The organism is Bacteroidales bacterium (genome assembly GCA_041671145.1).
Taxonomy (GTDB): Bacteria; Bacteroidota; Bacteroidia; order Bacteroidales; family JAHJDW01; genus JAQUPB01.
Genome location: JBAZBZ010000001.1, coordinates 146,177 through 167,873 on the forward strand (window position 1 = coordinate 146,177; position 21,697 = coordinate 167,873).

The following is a 21,697-nucleotide window of genomic DNA, read 5'->3' on the forward strand; positions in this document are numbered from 1 at the left end:
GTTCATCACTTTATTTTCTTTATGGCTCATACGAGTTCCTGTGTCTGTTTTTTTATCAAAACAATTCGGTATAACGGGTATTTGGTGGGGAATTCCAATTGCATGGATTTTTGGATTGCTTGCAGCTTTGATATATTTCTTTTCCGGGCGGTGGAAAAATAAAGGAGTTATAAAGCAGGCAAAAGTTGTTTGAAGAGTTTGTGGTTTTTTTTTCATAGTTTTGCAAAATAAATTTAAAACAAAATTTTTATGGGTTTCACAGAAATGCTGGTTAATTACATTGTTGCTTTTATAGCAAAAACAGGATATTCGAGTATTATAATTTTAATGGCGCTTGAAAGCATGGTTGCTCCCGTGCCAAGCGAAGCGGTCATGCCTTTTGCCGGTTTTCTTATTGTTGAAGGAAAATTTACTTTTGCCGGTGTAATATTTTTCAGTACACTCGGAAGTATTATCGGTTCGCTTATTTCCTATTATATTGGTGCATTTGGAGGCAGACCGATAGTGGAAAAATGGGGAAAATATTTACTGCTTGATAAGCATCACCTTGAACTAACAGAAAAATATTTTACAAAAAAAGGTGACATCACAATTCTCGTTTGCCGCTTTATTCCTGTTGTGCGACACTTGATTTCAATTCCTGCCGGAATAGCCAGAATGAATATTTTAAAATTTATAATTTTTACAATAATTGGTGCAGGTTTGTGGAATTCCTTTCTGACTTACATCGGTTATGTTTTAAAAAGCAACTGGAAAGAAGTAATGAAATACAGCCACGTGGTTGATATTTTTGTTGTTGTTGCACTTGTTGCTGCTATTGCATATTACGTTTATAAATTTTACCAGAATAATAAAAAGTCGTAAGAAATTAGTCGTAAGTCGTAAGTAAAAAAAAATGAAACTGTTTGGTTTAATCGGTTATCCGCTTTCACATTCTTTTTCGAAAGGGTATTTTGCAGAAAAATTCTCGAAAGAAAAAGTTAAAAACTGCGAATATGAATTATTTCCTCTTGAAAAAATTTCAGAATTTCCTTTATTAATTGAAAAACATAAAAATCTCGCAGGACTTAATGTAACTATTCCTTATAAAGAAAAAATTATTAATTATCTAGAGAAGCTTGATAACACAGCAAAAGAAGTTGGTGCAGTTAATACGATTAAATTTATTCACGAGAAAAATAAAAAAAATCTTGTTGGCTATAATACCGATGTTTTCGGATTTGAAACGACATTGAAGCCACTGCTCGAATCGCATCATGCAAAAGCATTAATCCTTGGACATGGTGGAGCTTCCAAAGCCGTGCGTTACGTTTTAAAAAAAATCGGAATTGAATGTTTGTTTGTTGAACTCGAAGAATATAAAAAAGAAGGCGATATTTCGTGGAATGAAATAAATGAAAATTTAATAAAAAATTATTTTTTAATTATAAATGCAACTCCTCTCGGAATGTATCCGAAAGTTGATGAGTTTCCGAAAATTCCATACAATTGCATAACTCCAAAACATTTGCTTTACGATTTGGTTTATAATCCCGAAAAAACAAAATTTCTTGAACTTGGCGAAAAACAAGGAGCTGCAATTCAAAACGGACTGCAAATGCTGCATATTCAGGCAGAAAAGTCATGGGAGATTTGGAATACTCTTTCCTAACAGGTTTTTAAAACCTGTTAGGTATAATATCAATAAGTTATTTTTTATAAAACTTTTAAAAATTGACTTTTTATACAGCCTCTGAGAAAATATCAACGTATTCTGCGTTGCAAGCAAAAAAAAAATTAATTGCTGAAATGTATCATGCAATGCAAAGCACGGAGTTTATAAATAAACACTTAATTAATGATATAAAATAAAATATTGCAACCAACTTTAGACTTTAAACATTAAACTTTAAACTAAATTTATATGAAAGAAAAAGTATTAGAAAGATTTTTGAAGTATATAAAAATAGATACTCAATCTGACGACAATTCAAACACAAATCCGAGCACATCAAAACAATTTGTTCTTGGGAAAATTTTAGTTGAAGAACTCAAGCAAGTAGGTCTTTCCGATGTAAGCATTGATGATAAATGTTACATTATGGCGACCTTACCTGCAAACACCGATAAGAAAATTTCCACCATAGGATTCATTGCTCATATTGATACAAGTCCCGATATGCCGGGTGTAAACATTAAGCCGCAGATAATAAAAAATTATGATGGTAAAGATATTTTGTTGAATAAAGAAAAAAACATTCAGCTTTCAACAAAAGAATATCCCGAACTAAAAAATTATGTCGGACAAACATTGCTCACAACCGATGGCACAACTTTGCTCGGAGCTGATGACAAAGCGGGTGTTGCGGAAATAATGACAGCAATGGAATATCTGCTTGCTCATCCTGAAATAAAACATGGAACGATAAAAATTGGTTTCACTCCCGATGAAGAAATTGGACGAGGTGTTGACCATTTCGATGTAAAAAAATTCAAAGCCGAATATGCTTATACTATGGATGGCGGCGGAATAGGCGAACTCGAATATGAAAACTTCAATGCAGCACTTGCAAAAATAACGATTAACGGAGTAAACATTCATCCCGGCTATGCAAAGGATAAAATGGTGAATTCAATGCGTGTAGGAATGGAGCTTAATGATTTGTTGCCTGCTAACCAAAAACCCGAATACACCACAAACTATGAAGGGTTCTTTCATCTTACAAAATTTGACGGAACTGTTGAAACAACTAACATGCAATATATAATCCGCGACTTTGATAAAGAAATTTTTGAAAAAAGAAAAACTTTTATTAAAAACGTTGTTGATTTTATAAATAAAAAATATTCCGAAAACACAGCAGTACTTGAATTAAAAGACCAATACTTCAACATGAAGGAAAAAGTTGAACCCGTATATCATGTTGTTGAACTCGCAAAAAAGGCAATGGAGTTAACCGATGTAATACCAGTTATTGTTCCTATTCGCGGAGGTACAGATGGAGCACGACTTTCATTCATGGGATTACCGTGTCCGAATATTTTTGCGGGAGGACATAATTTCCACGGAAAATATGAATTTGTCCCTGTTGAATCAATGGTAAAAGCAACAGAAGTCATACTTAAAATAATCAAACTTTATTCCGAAAAATAATTTATTCTAAAAGTAGGATAAGTTTATATATTTTGATGTCGGTATTTTTATTTTTCATCCAAAAAGAAATGAAAAAATTTCTTCAATTTTACTTACTTTAATAATTTCTATTCCGTAATCTGAGTGGCTTATATTTTTTGAATTATATTTTGATATATAAATTTTTTCCATACCTAATTTTACAGCTTCGGAAATTCGCGATTCAATTCTGCTCACAGGACGAATTTCTCCTGAAAGTCCCACTTCCGCTGCAAAACAAATGTTTGATACAATAGGTATATCTTCGTTTGATGAAAGTATGGCACAAACTACTCCCAAGTCAATTGCAGGGTCATCAACTTTTATTCCACCTGCAATATTCAGAAATACATCTTTTATTCCAAGACGGAAACCGCATCTTTTTTCCAGAACAGCTAAAAGCATGTTTAATCTGCGGACATCAAAACCGGTGGCTGAACGCTGCGGTGTACCGTAAGCAGCAGAGCTTACTAATGCTTGTGTTTCAATCAGCATTGGTCTTAATCCTTCTATGGTGGCTGATACAGTTATTCCACTATATTGTTCATCGTGATGGGAAAGTAAAATTTCCGACGGATTTGTTACTTCACGCAATCCGCTCGACTGCATTTCGTAAATTCCTAATTCGGATGTTGAGCCGAAACGGTTTTTGGTGGCTCTTAGTATTCTGTAAATATGATTTCTGTCTCCTTCGAATTGAAGCACAGTATCAACGATATGTTCCAGGACTTTTGGTCCGGCAATAGTTCCGTCTTTTGTTATGTGTCCGATAAGAAATACAGGAGTTTCGGTTTCTTTTGCGAAACGCTGTAATTCTGCAGTACATTCACGAACCTGCGAAACACTTCCCGGCGATGATTCAATTACAGAAGTATTTAATGTTTGTATCGAATCAATTACAACTATATCAGGATTTATATTGGATATATATTGAAAAATATGCTGAGTAGATGTTTCTGTGAGTATATAACAGTTTGTGCTTTTAATCCCGACACGGTCGGCACGAAGTTTTATCTGTTGTTCGTTTTCTTCTCCTGTAATGTATAATACTTTAAGGTTTTTTATATTTAAGCTGATTTGCAGCATCAATGTTGACTTTCCGATACCTGGCTCTCCACCAATTAAGACAATGGAGCCGGGAACGATTCCTCCACCAAGCACTCTGTCGAATTCTTCATTATTTGTTTTAATGCGCTGTTCACTTTTAAAACTTATTTCGGAAATGAGAATTGGTGCGGTTTGCTTTTTAAAACTGACTTTGCTTCCTTGACTTTCTTTTCTTATTATTTCTTCAACAAAAGTATTCCATTCGTTACAGGATGGACATTTGCCGAGCCATTTCGGCGATTGGGAACCACAATTCTGACAGTAAAAAATCGTTTTTATTTTTGCCATCAGATAAGTAACTTATTGATTTGCCATTCTTATAAATTCAAAATTCCATCCATCTAAACTACCTTCCATTCTAATAATTCTCAATACATTTTTATTTAATTTTATTATATCATAATCAGTTGTGCCTTCGGGATTTCCGGGGTTCCAGACTTTCATTTTTTTTGAGTTTTCGACCTTATATAATTTAACTCCAGTATAGTAATTGGATTGCAAAATAGCTCCTGTGGCTTTATCAAAACTAGTTATTGCCACCTCTTGATAATCTATAAAATTCCATATTTGTATAACATTTGTATCAGGGTGTTCAATATATACTCTTTCCCATTTTCCGATTAAAAGCATTTCTTTTCTTTTTTTACAGTTTGTAAAAAAGAGTATTAATAAAAATGAAAGTAAAACTATTTTAAAACACTTTTTTGACATTTGTTATTTTTATTTGCAGTAAAATTAATGAAAAATTTATTCTGTAAAAATTTTATTTATACATTTTAATAATTTTTTTTTCTATCCCCGAAGTTGAATAACCTTCAACAAGAGCAATAGTAACTATTTTTCCTCCTTTTGATTTTACTATATCTGAGCCGATTATGTCGCCGGATTTGTAATCACTGCCTTTAACCAGAATATCGGGTTGAATTGTTTTTATTAATTTATATGGTGTTTCTTCGTTAAACAATACAACTGCATCAACGAAAAATAAGGAAGCCAGAACTTTACTTCTGGATATTTCGTCATTTATAGGGCGGTTTTTTCCTTTTATTTTTCTCACAGAAGCATCGGTGTTTAATCCTATAATCAGAATATCTCCCATGTCAGCCGCTTTTGAAAGATAATCAATATGTCCCAGGTGAAGAATATCAAAGCAACCGTTTGTGAAAACTATTTTTTTGTTTTCTTTTTGCCATGCTTTTAAATGCTTGCTAATAGATTCGGAACTTATTATTTTTGTTCTGATAACATCTGAATTTCTCATTCTGTTTTATTTTTCTTATTTGTTAGAAAAATTAAAAAAAGTGAAACAGTACCAAGAATTATAATTAATAATGTTTGTGATGAATGTGCAAGATAAGCAAAGGAAATTGCCACATCCCGCTTGATTTTGTATAATTCAACCAGCGATAAAATAACAACAGCATGATAAGCTCCTATTCCCCCCGGCACCGGAATTATAAAACCAATGCTTCCTATTGCAGTTAATGTTAATGCATCAATTATTGTCAAATAAGATAGTGATTTTATTGACTGAAAACAGAAATATGTTACAAGGGTGTACATTGTCCATAATAAAAAACTTTGAACAAAAAATAATTTTAAGCTTTTAACATTTGCTATGCTCTTTATACCATAAATAAAACCGATAAAAAAGCGTTTCAGTTTATAAAAGAAAGTTAGTTTTTTAAATTTAGGCAGAAGTGATTTATACAAAAAGTAAATTCCTAAAAGGAGAGCAATCGCAATGATAATAGCAAACAAAGCAAAGTTACGGTTGTTGATAAATTTGCTTGAAATCGGATTTATCATATATTTTAATGCAAAGTCGCCAAGAAAACTTATCTGGAAAATTATTACAAAAAACAGTATTACTATAAGACAAAGTGTATCAAAAATTCTTTCTGCCACTACTGTTCCTATTACTGAATTTAAGGGAATTTTATTTTGTTTACTTATTACTCCGCATCGTGTTAATTCGCCTATTCTTGGTATTGCCAGATTTGCGAAATATCCTATTAGTACTGCATAAAAAGTTGTTATTGTTTTTGTTTTATAACCGAGTGAATTTACAAGCATATTCCATCTTATTGCCCTGACCAAATGACTCAGGATTCCTGCTATAAACGCAAGTGTAATCCAGTAATAATTTGCATTTTCAATATCACGTATAATTCGGTGAATATTTTGACCTTTGGAAACATATAACAATAGCGTAATTCCAAGGGAAAGAAAAATAATGTAGTTGAAGATTTTGAAAATTTTCTTTTTCAATATGGCTATTTTCTTAAAGAATTATTTTCGTTGGGAAATATAAGTATGGGTTTGTATTTTTTTGCTTCTTCAAAATCCATGGCGGCAAAGGAAATTATTATTACTATGTCGCCAACAATGGCTTTACGGGCGGCAGGTCCATTCATGCAAATTATTCCGGAACCTCTTTTTCCTTTAATAACATAAGTTTCGAGCCGTTCACCATTGTTGAGATTTACAACCTGCACTTTTTCGTTTTCAATTATATTGGCAGCGTCCATTAAATCTTCATCAATGGTAATGCTTCCCATATAATTTATATCGGCTTCGGTAACTTTAACCCTGTGGATTTTAGATTTTAATACTTCAATTAACATATCAGCGGCAAAATTAATAAATAAAAACTAATTGACAAATTAAAGGTTTGACTTTAAATAATTATAAAAATGATAAATTATTTTTCTTTTTTCTCATTAATAATTTCCTTTATTGAATACTGTGGCTTTTGATTTAAAGTAAGAAACATTCTTCCTATATATTCGCCTATCAGACCAAGTGACATCAGCAGCAAACCACCAATAATAAGCAAAGATATAATTAATGATGTCCACCCTTCAATTATGAAATTACTTGAAAAATATTGATACAAAAATAAATTGCAACAGCAAAACCAATGAATGAAGACAAAAAGCCGATAATGGTTGCAAACCGCAATGGTATAACTGAAAAACTTGTAATAACTTTGAAGAAAACGGATACGGACTTTATAAGATTGTAATTGCTTTTACCTTTAAATCTGGGGAAATGCTCAGCTTCAACCGTTGCCATGTTATTTGTAATTTCAAGAAGCAAGCCGTCAACATAAGGAAAAGGTCCGTAATAATGCAATAACTCTTTAATAATTTTGCTTTTTACTATTTTAAAAGGCGACATATAAATGTCTTTCGGTTTGTTGATAAGCCAATAAGCGAATAATCCGTTTATACGGCTTCCCGATTTTTTCCATAATGAATGACTTTTTTCCAGAAATCCTGCATAACATATATCATATCCCTCTTTGCATTTGTTGTATAACTTTAAAATATCATAAGGTGAATGTTGAAGGTCATCATCCATAATCACTGTATAATTCCCCGAAACATATCTGAATCCAGCCATCAGTGCGTTATCCTGACCAAAATTTTTTCTTAAGTTTATTGCAGTGATGTTTTTATTGTTTTCAGCAAGTTGCTTTATTATATTCCAGCTATTGTCTTTGCTGGCATCATTAACTAAAATAAGTTCATAACTTATGTTTTTTAATGCATCACAAATTTGCTTGTGCAATTCGTTAAGATTTTCCTGACTGTTATATACAGGAATAACAATGCTAATTTCTATCATGCAATATTTCTATTAATATGTCTTTTTTTATACTGATTATTTTATAAGTAAAATTAAATTTTATTTTAAACTCATCCAGAGTTTTTAAAATACTTTCTTCATTATACCTGAAATTCTCATGTCCTTTGCCTGCGTTTGTAAGTATTTTAGATATGCTGCCGATGAATCCTTTTTTTGCCGACAGGTTTTTTACAGGTTCCGATATTAATATTCTCGGAGCAGATTTGAGCATTTTCATAAGCATAGTTTCTATTTCATTATAAAAATGATAAAACGAACCTATAATAACACATACATCAGCAGACGGCAATGTGCACATTTCGGATATGTCATTCTTTTGTGCATTAAAACCGTTTTTTTGTGCAAACTTAACGAAATTTATATTAATATCAATTCCTATCCAATTGATGTTTTTATCTTTACATGCTTTTGCAATAAAAATATCACCGAAACATAATTCAAGAACGTTTTTTTCATTTCCGGAAAGTAATTTTATTATATCATTAAATCTTTTTTTGTAACTGAATAAATACAAAATATTCATTACAAATCGATATATGTATATATTGTTGTATATTATGCTTTTTTTCATTTATTAAAAAAAAAATTAAGCAAATGCATGCGTTAATTATTAATTTTTATTTACAATAACTTCTTGCAATTATATCCGCCGGAGCATAACCTTTTTGGCTTGCTTTTCGCCAGTTTTCGCATGCTCCCTGCATGTCATTAAGATAATATTTGGAAACACCGATGTTATAATAATTTTCAACATTTGAGGAATCGAACTGAAGTGATTTTTCGAAATCGTTTACTGCTCCCTGGTAATCTTTTAAATTATATTTTATCATTGCACGGTTTTGGTATGCTTTGGCATGAGAGGGATTTAAAGAAATTACTTTTGTATAATCCTCAATGGCACCTTTAAAATCTTTCAGGTTTTGCTTTGCAACGCCCCTGTCGTTATATGCTTCGGGATAATAAGGATTTATTGATATTGCTATGTTGCAATCGGTTAATGCACTTTTAAAATCTTTAAGAATATTTTCCGCAAAACCTCTATTAGCATATGCAATGAAGAAAGTATGATTAAACTTGATTGCTTTGTTAAAAACTTCTATTGCCTCTTTGTATTTTTTTAGATTGTTAAGAGCCACACCATAATTATTATATGCGTCGGGATAACCGGGTTTTATTCTTATTGCTTCCTTGCAATCGGCAATAGCAGCTTCATATTGCTTTTGAGTATTTTCAATTACTGCCCTGTTATTATATGCTTCGGCATTATTAGGGTCTAATTTTATTGCTGAAGCATAATCTTCTAATGCACCTTGAGAATCGTTAATGTTCATTTTTGCTCCGGCTCTTGCAAGATAAGGATGACTTTTATCAGGATATTTTTCAATAACATCGGTAAACAATATTATTCCATTTTTCCACACTTTGTTTCGCGAATACGATTCGTATGAAAAAATCAAAATATAAATTATAAATGAAAACTGAAGTACAGGTTTTAATTTATTTATACTGCTGCTGAAATATTTTTCAACAATTCCGTTGTAAAACATTCCTATTATAAAAAATAATCCCAGATAAGTAATGTATGAATATCGTTCCGAAACAATTGCTCTTCCTATTGGAACGAGTTGTATCACCAGCGAAATGGTTATTATGAAAAACAATAAACCGAAAATTATTTCTTTTTTCATTTTTTTTGCTTTATAAACTCCGAAAGCAATTAAAGCAATTGCTAAAAGTGAAAAATAACAATACATGGGAAGTGCTTCGCCCTGATTTATGGGGTAATAGTGAATTGCCGAAAGATTTACGGGAAAAAAGAGCATTACAACATAATACATAACAGAATAACTTAAAAGAAAAATTCTGCTGAAAGCGGAAAATACAGGAGCCATATTTGTTGAGCCGAATTGACTTTGCGAATCAAAAGCAACTGCTCCGAAAATTATTGCAATTATGAAAAAAGGAATTTTTTCGAGAATTATTTTTTTTGAAAATTGTCGTGTGAGATAGTAATCAATAAGTATAAGTACAAAAGGCAGTGTTACTGCCATTGATTTTGAGAAGCACGAAAAAAGAAATAAAATTCCCGAAATTACCAATGGCTTATATTTACTGTCATTTTGAATGTATTTTAAATAATAAATAAGCGAGCCGAGAAAGAAAAAAGCATAAAGTACATCCTTACGCTCGGCAATCCACGATACTGATTCCACGTGCATAGGATGTATTGCAAATAAAACCGAAACAATTGTAGCCACATCAGTTTTTTTTGTTAAAAGAAAAATAAAATAAAAGACAAGACAAACGTTCATTAAGTGAAACAAAAGATTTGACAAATGAAACGGAACAGGATTCATTCCGAAAACATTGTATTCAATTGCATAATATAAAGTCGTTAATGGATGATAATTGGAATTGTAATAACTATGAAGAATTCTTCCGAACTTAACAAAATTAAAATCTTTAATGTCGGTATTGTTCAGAATGTAAACATCATCATCCCAGTTTGAAATGAAATTATTTCTCAGCGAGTTTGAAAATACAATAATAGTAAGAAGTACAATTGCGGATAAAATAAAATAGATGGTTTTTTTTAGTTTCTCGTTTTTATCTATAGCTTTTAATTTCTGTGATTGAACGGGATGTTTTTTCTTGATGTTTTGGTTACCCATAAATTAATTATCAGAAAAACATAAAATATATTGGAATGGCAATAAACCCACCTGCTATAATTATTGCATAAATTACTCCGAATGCCTTTATTGCCGGCGTGTATTTGTTGTGATTGAAGCCGAGTGTCTGAAATGCCGACTGAAAAGCATGATTAAGATGAAAGCCCAGAATGAGCAATGCAACTACGTATACAATGGAATAAGTTTGCTGTTTGAATAAAGAACTTACCATAAGAAAATGGTTATATTCATATTCTGCCATATCGGTAAATTTAATTTTATAAAAGAAATTCATAAGATGAAGACATATAAAAATAAAAACTATTATTCCTGTATGAATCATATATCTTGAGAAAAAAGATGTCTCGGTATCGCGTCTTACACGATAACCTACCGGTCTTGCCAGCCAGTTTTTTACAGTTACGTAAGCCGCATAAAACATGTGCAGTATAAAACCAATTGCCAGAAGCCACTGCAATTTTTGTATGATGAAATTTGTTCCCATAAAATGAGAAGCAATATTAAAAAGTTTTCCGTCATCACCTGCTAAAAGAAAAAGATTTACTGTTAAATGAACACATAAAAAAATCATCAAAAAAGCACCGGCCACTGCGACGATGAATTTTTTTCCGATGGAAGAAAATATAAAAGCAGCATTTTCCATAATTTTTATTTCTTTTTTTAAAAAAATATATACATTTGAATTTTCAAAAATAACTTTTAATTTAATTACTACAAAAATAATATTTTTTATCTTAATTTATTTTCTGAAAATAAAGTTTATAAGTCATTTGTAATTATGTCTATTTAGATAAAAAATTGTTTAATTGTTAAATTGCTAAATTGTTTATTTATAGTTAGTGATTTAAAATAAGTGCAACTGGGAACTATAAACTGAAAACTATTTTAAACTTAAATAAACGCCATGAAATACTTACCAATCAACAATGAGCTTTTTATAAGCAACAGAAAAAATTTTATAAAAAATCTAAAACCAAATTCAGTTGCAATTTTAAATGCGAATGATGAGTTTCCACGCAACGGCGACCAGGATTTTCCGTTCCGTCAGAATTCCGATTTCTTTTATTTGACAGGAATTGACCAGGAAAAAAGTATTTTGTTGCTTGCCCCCGATTGTCCTAATCCGAAGTTAAGAGAAGTTTTATTTAATGTTGAAACAAACGAATACATTGCTGTTTGGTATGGAGCAAAATACACAAAAGAGCAGGCAACGCAAACATCGGGAATTAAAAATGTTCAGTGGCTCGAAAATTTCGAATCGGTTCTGAAAGAAGTTATGTCAACTGCGGAGAATGTTTACTTGAATACAAACGAAAACGCAAGATATTCAAATACTGTTCCATACAGAGAATTAAGATTTATCAAAGATTTAAAAGAAAGATTTCCTGTTCATAATTACTTCAGAGCAGCTCCGATTCTTACAAAATTGCGTACCGTTAAATCAACAATAGAAGTTGAATTAATAAAGAAAGCTTGCGAAATTACTGAAAAGGGCTTCAGAAGAGTTTTGAATTTCGTGAAGCCCGGTGTGTTCGAATACGAAATAGAAGCGGAATTAATTCACGAATTTATCAGAAACAGGGCTACAACTCATTCGTTTGCTCCAATAGTTGCATCAGGCAAAAATGCATGTGTTCTTCATTATGTTGAAAATAACAAAGAATGTAAAGACGGTGATTTGATTCTTATTGATTGTGGAGCAGAATATGCAAACTATGCCGGCGATATGACCCGCACAATTCCTGTCAGCGGTAAATTCACAAAGCGACAGAAAGATGTCTATAATGCATGTTTGCGTGTTATGAAAGAAGCAAAAAAAATGCTTGTTGTCGGAACTACCATTGACGAGTATCATGTGCAAGTTTGCAAAGTGATGGATAAGGAATTAATTGGCTTGGGACTTTACACCGAAGAAGCTGTTAAAAAACAAGACCCTGCAAAACCAATGTTTTTCAAATATTTCATGCATGGCACTTCACATTTTATGGGCATGGATGTTCACGATGTGGGCTGCAAACAACAAAAACTTGAAACAGGAATGGTATTTTCATGCGAACCCGGAATTTATATCCCCGAAGAAAGCATCGGCATTCGTTTAGAAAACGATATTTTAGTTACAGAAAAAGGTCCGGTTGATTTAATGGAAAATATTCCGATTGAAGTTGATGATATTGAGAAATTGATGAAAAAATAAATGTTACCAATAATAACCAAATTTCATTATGGTGAATAAAATAAAAATGATAATTTTGAATGAAATTTTAAATGCCAAAAAAGTTACAAAAATTTAAATGAAAACAAAAAAGGAACACATTAAATATTGGATAGAACAAGCTAAAGATGACTGGGAAGCTGTTGATACATTATTTAAAGGAAAAAAATATTTACAATCACTGTTTTTTACTCATCTTGTAATAGAAAAGATTTGCAAGTCAATATGGATAAAGCATAATAAAGAAAATATTCCGCCAAGAACCCACAATCTTCTACATTTACTTGCTTCGACACCTGTTGAATTACCTGATGAGATAAGTGAATTTTTGTTGTATCTGAATAGATTTCAAATTGAAGGGAGGTATCCTGAATACATTACAAAAATTCGCAATATTTGTAATAAAAGATTTACAAAGGATTTGATTAATAAAACAAATACCTTAAGATTATGGTTACTAAAAAAACTGCAATAAATACAGCAAAATCATTTGTTAAAGATTGTAATTCTATTGGATTGAATTTTTACAAAGTATTTTTGTTTGGGTCAGTTGCAAAAAATAAAATTAATGAATGGTCAGACATTGACTTATTGATAGTTTCTGACCAGTTTGGAGATAATGTTTTTGAGAATTTAAAATTATATTCAAAAATAAATATTAAATATCCTATTATAGAAACACATCCTTATTCAACAAGTTATTTTAAACATGGAGATGATTTTTTGAAAAAAATAAGTAAAGAAAGTTTGGAAATTTGAATTATACTTTTACATAAAAATATAAATAAAATTAAATTTAACATGAAACTTTTAGAAAACAAAACTGCATTAATAACAGGTGCCTCAAGAGGTATCGGCAGAGCGATTGCAATTAAATTTGCGCAGGAAGGTGCTAACGTTGCCTTCTCTGATTTATTTCAGGATGACAATATGAAATCATTAGAAACAGAATTGACTTCACTCGGAGTGAAAGTAAAAGGATATGCATCTGATGCAAGCTCTTTCGCTGCCTCCGATGAACTTATAAATAATGTTGCAAATGATTTTGGAAAAATTGATATACTTGTGAATAATGCAGGAATAACAAGAGACAACCTCCTGATGCGAATGAGCGAAGAAGAATGGGATTTGGTTTTAAAAGTAAATTTGAAATCGGTTTTTAATCTCACAAAAGCCGTTCAGAAAGTGATGTTGAAACAACGTTTCGGCTCAATAATAAATATGAGTTCGGTTGTTGGTGTTGAAGGAAACGCAGGTCAATCGAATTATTCGGCATCAAAAGCAGGAATAATAGGTTTCACAAAATCAGTAGCACAGGAACTTGGTTCAAGAAATATTCGTTGTAATGCAATAGCACCGGGATTTATCGAAACCGAAATGACAGCTAAACTTCCTGAAGACATAAAGAAAAACTGGATTAACGGTATTCCATTGAAACGAGCCGGCAAACCCGAAGATGTTGCAAATGTTGCAACTTTTCTCGCATCCGATTTGTCAAGCTATGTGAGCGGACAAGTGATTCATGTGTGCGGAGGAATGTTGATGTAATTAATAATTTTAGAATCATTATTTTTAAATAAAAACTGATTTTAAAAATCCTTTGAGTTCCTTTGTGAAAACCTTAGTGTCCGTCAGCTGACGGATGGTTAAGTTAAAATATTCAACCACAAATGACTCAAAGTATGGCGCAAAGAAACACGAAGAAAAAAGTATTTTGATTGTATATTATTTTTTTAACTTTTAACTATTTTAAAATGGTAAAATTAAATTCCAAAATCCCCGATGGTAACATATCCGAAAAATGGTCGAGATATAAAGCCATGTCTAATCTGGTTAGTCCGGCAAATAAAAGAAAACTCGACATTATTGTTGTCGGTTCGGGACTTGGTGGTGCTTCCGCTGCTGCGTCTCTTGGTGAACTCGGTTATAATGTGAAAGTTTTTTGTTATCAGGATAGTCCGCGGAGAGCACACAGTATTGCTGCGCAAGGAGGTATAAATGCTGCAAAAAATTATCAGAACGATGGCGACAATGTATATCGTTTATTTTATGATACTGTTAAAGGCGGCGATTACAGGGCAAGAGAAGCAAATGTTTATCGTTTGGCTGAACTCAGCAATAATATAATTGACCAGAGTGTTGCTAATGGAGTGCCGTTTGCGAGAGATTACGGCGGATTGCTCGACAATCGTTCTTTTGGCGGAGCACAGGTTTCGCGAACTTTTTATGCAAGAGGACAAACAGGTCAGCAGCTACTGCTTGGTGCATACAGCGGTTTGTGCCGTCAGATTAACAAAGGTACCGTGCAGATGTTTCCCCGCAGAGATATGCTCGAATTAGTTGTTATTGATGGAAAAGCAAAAGGCATTGTTACAAGAAATTTAATTACAGGTGAATTGGAAAAACATTTCGGTCATGCTGTTATTCTTGCTACGGGCGGTTATGGAAATGTATTTTATCTTTCTACAAATGCAAAGGGCTCTAATGCTTCACCAATCTGGAAGGCACACAAGAAGGGAGCATTGTTCGCAAATCCCTGCTATACGCAAATTCATCCCACATGTATTCCTGTTACCGGTGAACATCAGTCAAAACTCACTTTGATGAGTGAAAGTTTGAGAAATGACGGAAGAATATGGGTTCCGGGAATTAAGGGCGATGAAAGAAAACCCAATGAAATACCTGAAACGGAAAGAGATTATTACCTCGAAAGAAGATATCCTGCATTCGGAAACCTTGTCCCGCGTGACGTAGCTTCAAGAGCCGCAAAAGAGCGATGTGATGCTGGTTACGGAGTGGGAACATCGAAACTTGCCGTTTATCTTGATTTTTTCGATTCAATTAAACGCATAGGGAAAAATGCTATTGAAGATAAATATGGAAATTTGTTTCAGATGTATGAAAAAATAACTGCTGAAAATCCATATCAAACTCCAATGAGAATATATCCTGCCGTACATTACGTAATGGGCGGTTTGTGGGTTGATTACGAATTAATGACTACAATTCCGGGATTATTTGCACTTGGTGAATGTAACTTTTCCGACCACGGTGCAAACAGGTTAGGTGCATCTGCATTGATGCAGGGCTTGGCTGACGGATATTTTGTAATACCAAATACAATCGGAAATTATCTTTCCGACCAGATAAAAGTCAAGAGAATTCCTACCGATGCTGCCGAATTTGTTGAAACCGAAAAATCGGTAAAAATTGAAACCGATAAATTATTTGATATTAAAGGCAAACGTACTGTTGATAATTTTCATAAACATCTTGGGAAAATATTGTGGGAAAATTGCGGAATGGCACGAAATGAAGAAGGATTGAAAAGAGCAAAGGGTTTGATAAAAGATTTGGAACAGGAATTCTGGAAAGATGTGAAAATTCCCGGTGAACTTAACGAACTGAATCCTGAACTTTTTAAAGCAGGAAAACTTGTTGATTATTTTGGATTAGCACAACTTTTAGTTAAAGATGCATTGCACCGAAATGAATCATGCGGCGGACATTTCCGCGAAGAATATCAGACAGAGGATGGCGAAGCACTTCGCAATGACGATGATTTCAGATATGTTGCTGCATGGGAATATCAGGGCAAAGACAACGAGCCGGCTCTGACAAAAGAACACCTCGAATTTAAAGATATTGAACTTAAACAAAGAAATTATAAATAGAATTCGCGAAAAACTGGACGCCGATTTGCTATGAAAGATTACGGTTTTTCAATTGCAATATTTTTTTAATTTTTTAAAACGCGATTTATTACTTAATTGTTAAAAAGGTTTCAAGCTTGGGATAACAATTAGATAATTTAATAATTAGACAATAAAAGTTATTTGCTTTCCGCTTTCCGCCTTATAACAACAAACTACAAACTTTTTCCATTTTAAATTTTATTTCCTACTTTTACATTCCCAATTAATTTCATTTATGAGAAAAAATATTTTCACAACAGCAGTAATTCTTATCTCATACCTCCTGCTTCATACTTCATTTTCCCTCGCAGCCGAAAACGTCCCACTCACAAAAGGGCAAACACATACAATCGACAGCTTAAAGCAAGTTTTAAAAATGGCTGACAATAAAGGGAAAGCCAAAGTTTACAATGAACTTGCAAAAACGTATTTATCATTATCATATGAAAAAGCTTATGAATATGCGAAGCAAGCATTAGAACTGGCAAAAAAATATAAAAATAAGGACGAAGAGGCAAATGCAATATTTGCTATTGGAAATGTATATAATTTCCAATCTTTGCATGATAAAGCATTGCCTTATTTTCAGAAAGCTTTGGAAATGTATCAAAAGTCAGGAAACAAAATACAAACAGCAAAAGCTTTAAATAACATTGGACTTATTTATATATATGCCGGGGAATATAGCAAAGCCATGCAATATTTTCAAAAAACGGAAAAACTTTCCCATGAAATCAATTATCCGAAGGGACTCATGCATGCCTCGCTAAACATTGGAACTGTATATGGAAATACCGGAGAATACAAAAAGGCATTACAAAATTACAAAGACATAATTTCTTTGAGTAAAAAAGTGAATGACACTTATTTTTTATCTCTTTCAACCTATGCAGCAGGAAAAATATATAATCTTACGGGTGATTATGCGAAAGCATTTGAATATTCACAGGAAGCACTAAAAATATATGAACAATTATTTGCCCGTGAAAGAAATTTAGTTAACAAGCGTGGTGTGGCAAATGCATTAAGCGCAATAGGGCTGATTTATTTCAATATTGGTAATTCAAACAAATCCCTTGAATATCATAAGCGGGCTTTGAAAATATACGAGGAATTAAATAATAAGTATGGAATATCTCTTTGTTTGAATAATATAGGAACGATTTATAAAGAATCAGGTAATGCTAACAAAGCAATGGAATATTTTAAACAAGCACTTAAATATGCTGAAGAAACCAGTAGTAAAAAACTTATTGCGGAACTATTAAATAATATCGGAAACACTTATTACACATCAGGTAATTATAATGAAGCATTGAACAAGTATCGAAAATCATTTGAAATTGCAAGGGAAACAGGAAATAAACAATTAATGGTTATTGCTTTATGTAATATTGGGTTTGATAATATGAGGTTAAAGAAATACAGGGAAGGAGAGAAATATTTTAAGCAAAGCATTGAATTAGCAAAAGAAATAGGAGATAAAAAAAATATTGTAAGTAATTATGAAGGATATTCAGAGTTGAAATATTTGGAAGGAAATTATAAGGAAGCATTTGAATATCATAAGCTGTTTAAAATAATGAATGATAGTATTTATAACGAAGGAGGCAGTAAAAAGATAGCGGGGTTACAATTCAAATACGAAACTGAAAGAAAAGATAAAGAACTTATCCTGAATAATAAAAAAATTGAAATATTACAACACGACAAAAAAATAGCTCTGTTGAAACTATACATACTTATTGTTGCTTTGCTGCTTCTTGTGATAATTGGCTTATTGATTTATAACCGTCAGCGGATTAAAGCACTCAAAGAACGAGAAATTACTGAGAAGAACATGCAAATACAAGAAACACAGCAAGCATTGCTCGAAGCAGAATTAAAAAACACTCAACTAGAAAAAGAACAGTTGGGAAAAGAGTTGGAATATAAAAACAAAGAATTTACGAATTTATGTTCACAAATAATTCAAAAAAACGAATTGCTTAATGATATTAGTGAAAATCTGCATAAATTCCCCAAAGATGAAAATTATGATACAATGCTGTCTCAAATTCACGGAATGACTAAATTAATAAACCAAAAGTTAAATTTAGACCGCGACCGTAAAGAATTTGAAAAACATATAGAACTAATGAATCAGAACTTTTATCTGAAATTAGAAAAGTTATATCCTGGACTAACCGATACTCAAAAACGGCTTGCTTGCCTGCTTAAATTAAATATGTCTCCAAAAGAAATTTCTACTTTGCTTGGTATTACTCATAGTAGTGTGGAAGTGTACAAAACCCGACTTAAAAAACTGCTTGGAGTTGAGCAGGATACATCCGTTGCAGAATTCCTTGCCAACATATAACATATATTGTGTACAGGATAAATTTCATATAAAATCTTTGTTAAATATTCTGTCGTATTTTCCAACTTTTGAAATTGCTCGTGTTTATTCCCGAATTTTTCATGCCATTACACCTTCATAAATGAACTGCTTGTAGTTTGTTGTTATACAAATAGCATGCAATTCAGTTAATAATTTTGTAAATGCCTTGTTAATAATTTTGTAAATAGCAAAAGTTAGTATCCACCTTTCTTTTGGAGTACTTTTGTCATTAATTAATCGACAATTTTATTCTGTTAAACAAAAATAACGAGAATAATAAAAAATTAATAAAAATATCATCTTTTTATATGCCTTATATATAAATAATTACTAATTAAATAAATCGTTTAACTAAAAACTAAAAAAAACATGAAAACAAAAATCCTACTCATTTCCGCGATAATTACGCTGATAGTTTTGATGACTAATTGCACTTTTGCAGCAACTTATTATGTAGCAACCAATGGAAGTGACAGCTACACAACCACACAAGCTCAGAATATAAATACTCCGTGGAAAACAATCAATACTTCTGTGACAAAGCTCGTTGCAGGCGATATTCTTTATGTGATGACAGGTACTTATGTGGAAACCGTTTACATCGGGAAAAGCGGTATTACGCTGAGTGCCTATCCGGGTAATTCACCGGTTATTGATGGTGGAACCACATTGCCTGCCGTAAATGGAGGGACACTAATATATGTAGCTGGCAATAACAACACCATTTCTAGTTTTGAAGTAAAAAACTGCAATGTCAATGGTACTTATACAGGAGGCACCGGCATACAGGTACCGGGGAATAATAATACGTTAAGCAAAATAAATGTCCATCATGCCCATGACAAAGGGTTTAGGATTGTAGGTAATTACAATATTGTCGAAGATTCTAAAGTATGGCAAACGTGTTTAAGTAATGTCAATGGATCCGGCGGAGGGAGTTGGGGTTCTGGACTTAGCGCAGGTGGAACCGGAGGAACTACCGCAAATTATAATATTGTTCGGCGCAATACCGTTTTTAACAATTGGGGTGAAGGGTTAAACTGCTGGCAATCCGACCATTGCACTGTGGAAGATAATATTGTTTACGATAACTGGACAAATAATCTATATCTCTCTGATGCTACCAATTGCTTGGTACAACGTAATATGGTTTATATATCTTCGGCGCCTGCCATATCTTTTAAAGATTCACGTCCTACAGGTATTACCATGGCTGATGAAGTAGCAAGTTATCCCCGTTCGGCAAACAATACAATTATTAATAATTTTATATATAATACGAATCTTTATGCTTTTGCATGGACGAATGTTAACAATTCCGGATTGAATAATGTGCTAATAGCCAACAATACTATTGTTAATGGTCGTTTGGCCACAGGAGCTGGCGGAAGCAGTTCCATAGTTAATGCAAATTCCCAAATTAGAAATAATATTATAGGAACAGGAAGTTCTGTGCCTAGTAATAGCGGAATTACTTTTTCAAATAATTGCTGGTCGACAACTCCTCCTGCAGCTGCTGCCGGTGCAAACGATGTAACAGGAAACCCACAGGTAGCGCAAACAGGCTCTACTTCTGCCGGTGCATTGACTGCTGACTTCTTTAAATTATTATCCAATTCCCCTGCAATAGATAAAGCGATGGTTTTGATTCAGGTTACTGAGGACTATTTCAAAACCCCTCGCGGATCGCTGCCGGATATTGGCGGACATGAATATACAACTGGTGATCCGAATCCTTCATTTTGTAATTCTGCTCTGGCACCTGTAATTGATGGAGTAGCCGAAAATATATGGACACAAATAGAATCCGACACCTTAAAAAATATCATGTTTGGAACTGTTTCTTCATCCGCCGACCTCTTCGCAACCTATAAAGCCGTGTGGGATAATACAGCCCTATACCTTTTGGTGAAAGTGAAAGACGATACACTTAAAAATGATTCGGGAACAAGTACATGGGATGATGATGCCGTGGAAATATTCATTGACGGCAACAACGACAAAGCCGCCAGTTATGATGCTAACGACCATCAATATATCGTACGATGGAATGATGCTACAGTTTATGAATATCATAGTGGCACCACTATACTAAATCCTGCCGGAGTTACTTTCTCTCAAGGCGCCAATGCCGGTGGATATCTGATGGAAATAAAAATAACATGGAGCGCGATTGGTGTTGCCCCTGCATCGGGAAAACTCATCGGGTTCGATATGCTTGCCGATGACGATGATAACGGAGGCGCCGCTGATGCAAGTATGTCCTGGTTTATGCAGCCACCCTCTTCCCACCATCCTTCCGATTTCGGAACCATCGAACTCTCCGGCATTTCCTGCGTAGAAACACCGACAGGAATAATAAATGAAGAAATGAATAACGCTACACTGATTTATCCTAATCCATTCAATACATCCTTTGTCTTAAAAATTTCTGACGAAACAATTCTTAAAAATGCTATGATGAAAATTTATGATGTATGTGGAAAAGAAGTAAAAGCAGTTTCAATCAGTAGCAATGAAACAATTATTGATAGAGGCGAACTTCCAAGCGGGATTTATTTTTATAGTGTCATTAATAATAATGAAAAAACAGCTAATGGGAAGTTGATTGTTCAGTAATAAAAAAAAATAAACATAAAAAAATCAATTATTGATACCGTTCGTTACCTACATTAACCCTGTCATTTCCTAAAATCGGTTGACTAAAAATTAACCAATAAAACGGAAACAATGACAAAACTCAAGACTCAACCCTGTCGAAAAAAAGACTACGAAAAAGTTAATTTCGACTTAAAATTATCCGTC

Annotated in this window: 21 protein-coding genes; 10 read left to right on the plus strand and 11 right to left on the minus strand. The window is 32.8% G+C overall.

Annotated features, from left to right (window positions below; all coding sequences use genetic code 11):
- The coding region (locus tag WC223_00570; GenBank protein MFA6922721.1) for a hypothetical protein at positions 1 to 216 on the minus strand (216 nt) is incomplete at its 3' end.
- A gap of 33 nt (positions 217 to 249) precedes the next feature.
- Here WC223_00570 and WC223_00575 point away from each other — a divergent pair.
- The 3 genes from WC223_00575 to pepT all read left to right on the plus strand — a co-directional run bounded on the left by WC223_00575 (position 250) and on the right by pepT (position 3,133).
- Complete coding sequence (locus WC223_00575) at positions 250 to 864, plus strand: DedA family protein (protein MFA6922722.1); 615 nt, start codon at positions 250 to 252, stop codon at positions 862 to 864.
- A 31-nt stretch (positions 865 to 895) separates the two neighbouring features.
- Entirely contained in the window at positions 896 to 1,651 is a 756-nt protein-coding gene (locus WC223_00580) for a shikimate dehydrogenase (GenBank protein ID MFA6922723.1), read from the plus strand.
- 252 nt (positions 1,652 to 1,903) lie between these two features.
- The gene (pepT, locus tag WC223_00585; protein ID MFA6922724.1) at positions 1,904 to 3,133 is read left to right on the plus strand and encodes a peptidase T; all 1,230 of its coding nucleotides are present in this window, start codon (positions 1,904 to 1,906) and stop codon (positions 3,131 to 3,133) included.
- A 54-nt stretch (positions 3,134 to 3,187) separates the two neighbouring features.
- Here the strand turns inward: pepT and radA are convergent, their stop codons facing one another.
- The 10 genes from radA to WC223_00635 all read right to left on the minus strand — a co-directional run bounded on the left by radA (position 3,188) and on the right by WC223_00635 (position 11,248).
- Positions 3,188 to 4,546 (minus strand): DNA repair protein RadA, encoded by a 1,359-nt coding sequence (gene radA, locus WC223_00590; GenBank protein ID MFA6922725.1) that lies wholly within the window; start codon positions 4,544 to 4,546, stop codon positions 3,188 to 3,190.
- A 12-nt stretch (positions 4,547 to 4,558) separates the two neighbouring features.
- Positions 4,559 to 4,888, minus strand: a complete 330-nt coding sequence (locus WC223_00595; GenBank protein ID MFA6922726.1) for a hypothetical protein — start codon at positions 4,886 to 4,888, stop codon at positions 4,559 to 4,561.
- Positions 4,889 to 5,021: 133 nt separating this feature from the next.
- Positions 5,022 to 5,519 (minus strand): D-glycero-beta-D-manno-heptose 1-phosphate adenylyltransferase, encoded by a 498-nt coding sequence (gene rfaE2 / locus WC223_00600; GenBank protein MFA6922727.1) that lies wholly within the window; start codon positions 5,517 to 5,519, stop codon positions 5,022 to 5,024.
- The gene (locus WC223_00605) at positions 5,516 to 6,529 is read right to left on the minus strand and encodes a lysylphosphatidylglycerol synthase transmembrane domain-containing protein (GenBank protein ID MFA6922728.1); all 1,014 of its coding nucleotides are present in this window, start codon (positions 6,527 to 6,529) and stop codon (positions 5,516 to 5,518) included. The genes rfaE2 and WC223_00605 overlap by 4 nt, the downstream gene beginning before the upstream one ends.
- A gap of 5 nt (positions 6,530 to 6,534) precedes the next feature.
- Positions 6,535 to 6,885, minus strand: coding sequence for an aspartate 1-decarboxylase (gene panD, locus WC223_00610; GenBank protein MFA6922729.1), 351 nt, complete (start codon positions 6,883 to 6,885; stop codon positions 6,535 to 6,537).
- Between the two features lie 77 nt (positions 6,886 to 6,962).
- Entirely contained in the window at positions 6,963 to 7,157 is a 195-nt protein-coding gene (locus tag WC223_00615) for a hypothetical protein (GenBank protein MFA6922730.1), read from the minus strand.
- A complete protein-coding gene (locus tag WC223_00620) occupies positions 7,127 to 7,891 on the minus strand; it encodes a glycosyltransferase family 2 protein (GenBank protein ID MFA6922731.1) in 765 nt (254 codons plus the stop codon). The genes WC223_00615 and WC223_00620 overlap by 31 nt, the downstream gene beginning before the upstream one ends.
- The gene (locus tag WC223_00625; protein MFA6922732.1) at positions 7,878 to 8,483 is read right to left on the minus strand and encodes a hypothetical protein; all 606 of its coding nucleotides are present in this window, start codon (positions 8,481 to 8,483) and stop codon (positions 7,878 to 7,880) included. Before WC223_00625 ends, WC223_00620 begins: the two co-directional genes overlap by 14 nt.
- Positions 8,484 to 8,529: 46 nt before the next feature.
- Positions 8,530 to 10,584 carry a tetratricopeptide repeat protein gene (locus tag WC223_00630; GenBank protein ID MFA6922733.1) on the minus strand — a complete coding sequence of 685 codons (2,055 nt, stop codon included), beginning with the start codon at positions 10,582 to 10,584 and terminating at the stop codon, positions 8,530 to 8,532.
- Positions 10,585 to 10,594: 10 nt separating this feature from the next.
- On the minus strand, positions 10,595 to 11,248 hold the full coding sequence (locus WC223_00635) for a succinate dehydrogenase cytochrome b subunit (protein MFA6922734.1): 654 nt from the start codon (positions 11,246 to 11,248) through the stop codon (positions 10,595 to 10,597).
- 261 nt (positions 11,249 to 11,509) lie between these two features.
- Between WC223_00635 and WC223_00640 the strand changes: the two genes are divergently transcribed.
- The 7 genes from WC223_00640 to WC223_00670 all read left to right on the plus strand — a co-directional run bounded on the left by WC223_00640 (position 11,510) and on the right by WC223_00670 (position 21,511).
- Positions 11,510 to 12,799, plus strand: a complete 1,290-nt coding sequence (locus WC223_00640) for an aminopeptidase P N-terminal domain-containing protein (protein ID MFA6922735.1) — start codon at positions 11,510 to 11,512, stop codon at positions 12,797 to 12,799.
- A gap of 97 nt (positions 12,800 to 12,896) precedes the next feature.
- Positions 12,897 to 13,292, plus strand: a complete 396-nt coding sequence (locus WC223_00645) for a HEPN domain-containing protein (protein MFA6922736.1) — start codon at positions 12,897 to 12,899, stop codon at positions 13,290 to 13,292.
- Positions 13,268 to 13,576 carry a nucleotidyltransferase domain-containing protein gene (locus WC223_00650; GenBank protein MFA6922737.1) on the plus strand — a complete coding sequence of 103 codons (309 nt, stop codon included), beginning with the start codon at positions 13,268 to 13,270 and terminating at the stop codon, positions 13,574 to 13,576. The genes WC223_00645 and WC223_00650 overlap by 25 nt, the downstream gene beginning before the upstream one ends.
- A gap of 42 nt (positions 13,577 to 13,618) precedes the next feature.
- Entirely contained in the window at positions 13,619 to 14,365 is a 747-nt protein-coding gene (gene fabG / locus WC223_00655) for a 3-oxoacyl-[acyl-carrier-protein] reductase (protein MFA6922738.1), read from the plus strand.
- Positions 14,366 to 14,571: 206 nt separating this feature from the next.
- Positions 14,572 to 16,491: a fumarate reductase/succinate dehydrogenase flavoprotein subunit gene (locus tag WC223_00660; protein ID MFA6922739.1), complete on the plus strand. Its 1,920-nt coding sequence runs from the start codon at positions 14,572 to 14,574 to the stop codon at positions 16,489 to 16,491.
- Between the two features lie 256 nt (positions 16,492 to 16,747).
- The gene (locus WC223_00665; GenBank protein ID MFA6922740.1) at positions 16,748 to 18,871 is read left to right on the plus strand and encodes a tetratricopeptide repeat protein; all 2,124 of its coding nucleotides are present in this window, start codon (positions 16,748 to 16,750) and stop codon (positions 18,869 to 18,871) included.
- Between the two features lie 390 nt (positions 18,872 to 19,261).
- Entirely contained in the window at positions 19,262 to 21,511 is a 2,250-nt protein-coding gene (locus tag WC223_00670) for a sugar-binding protein (protein ID MFA6922741.1), read from the plus strand.
- Positions 21,512 to 21,697 lie beyond the last annotated feature (186 nt).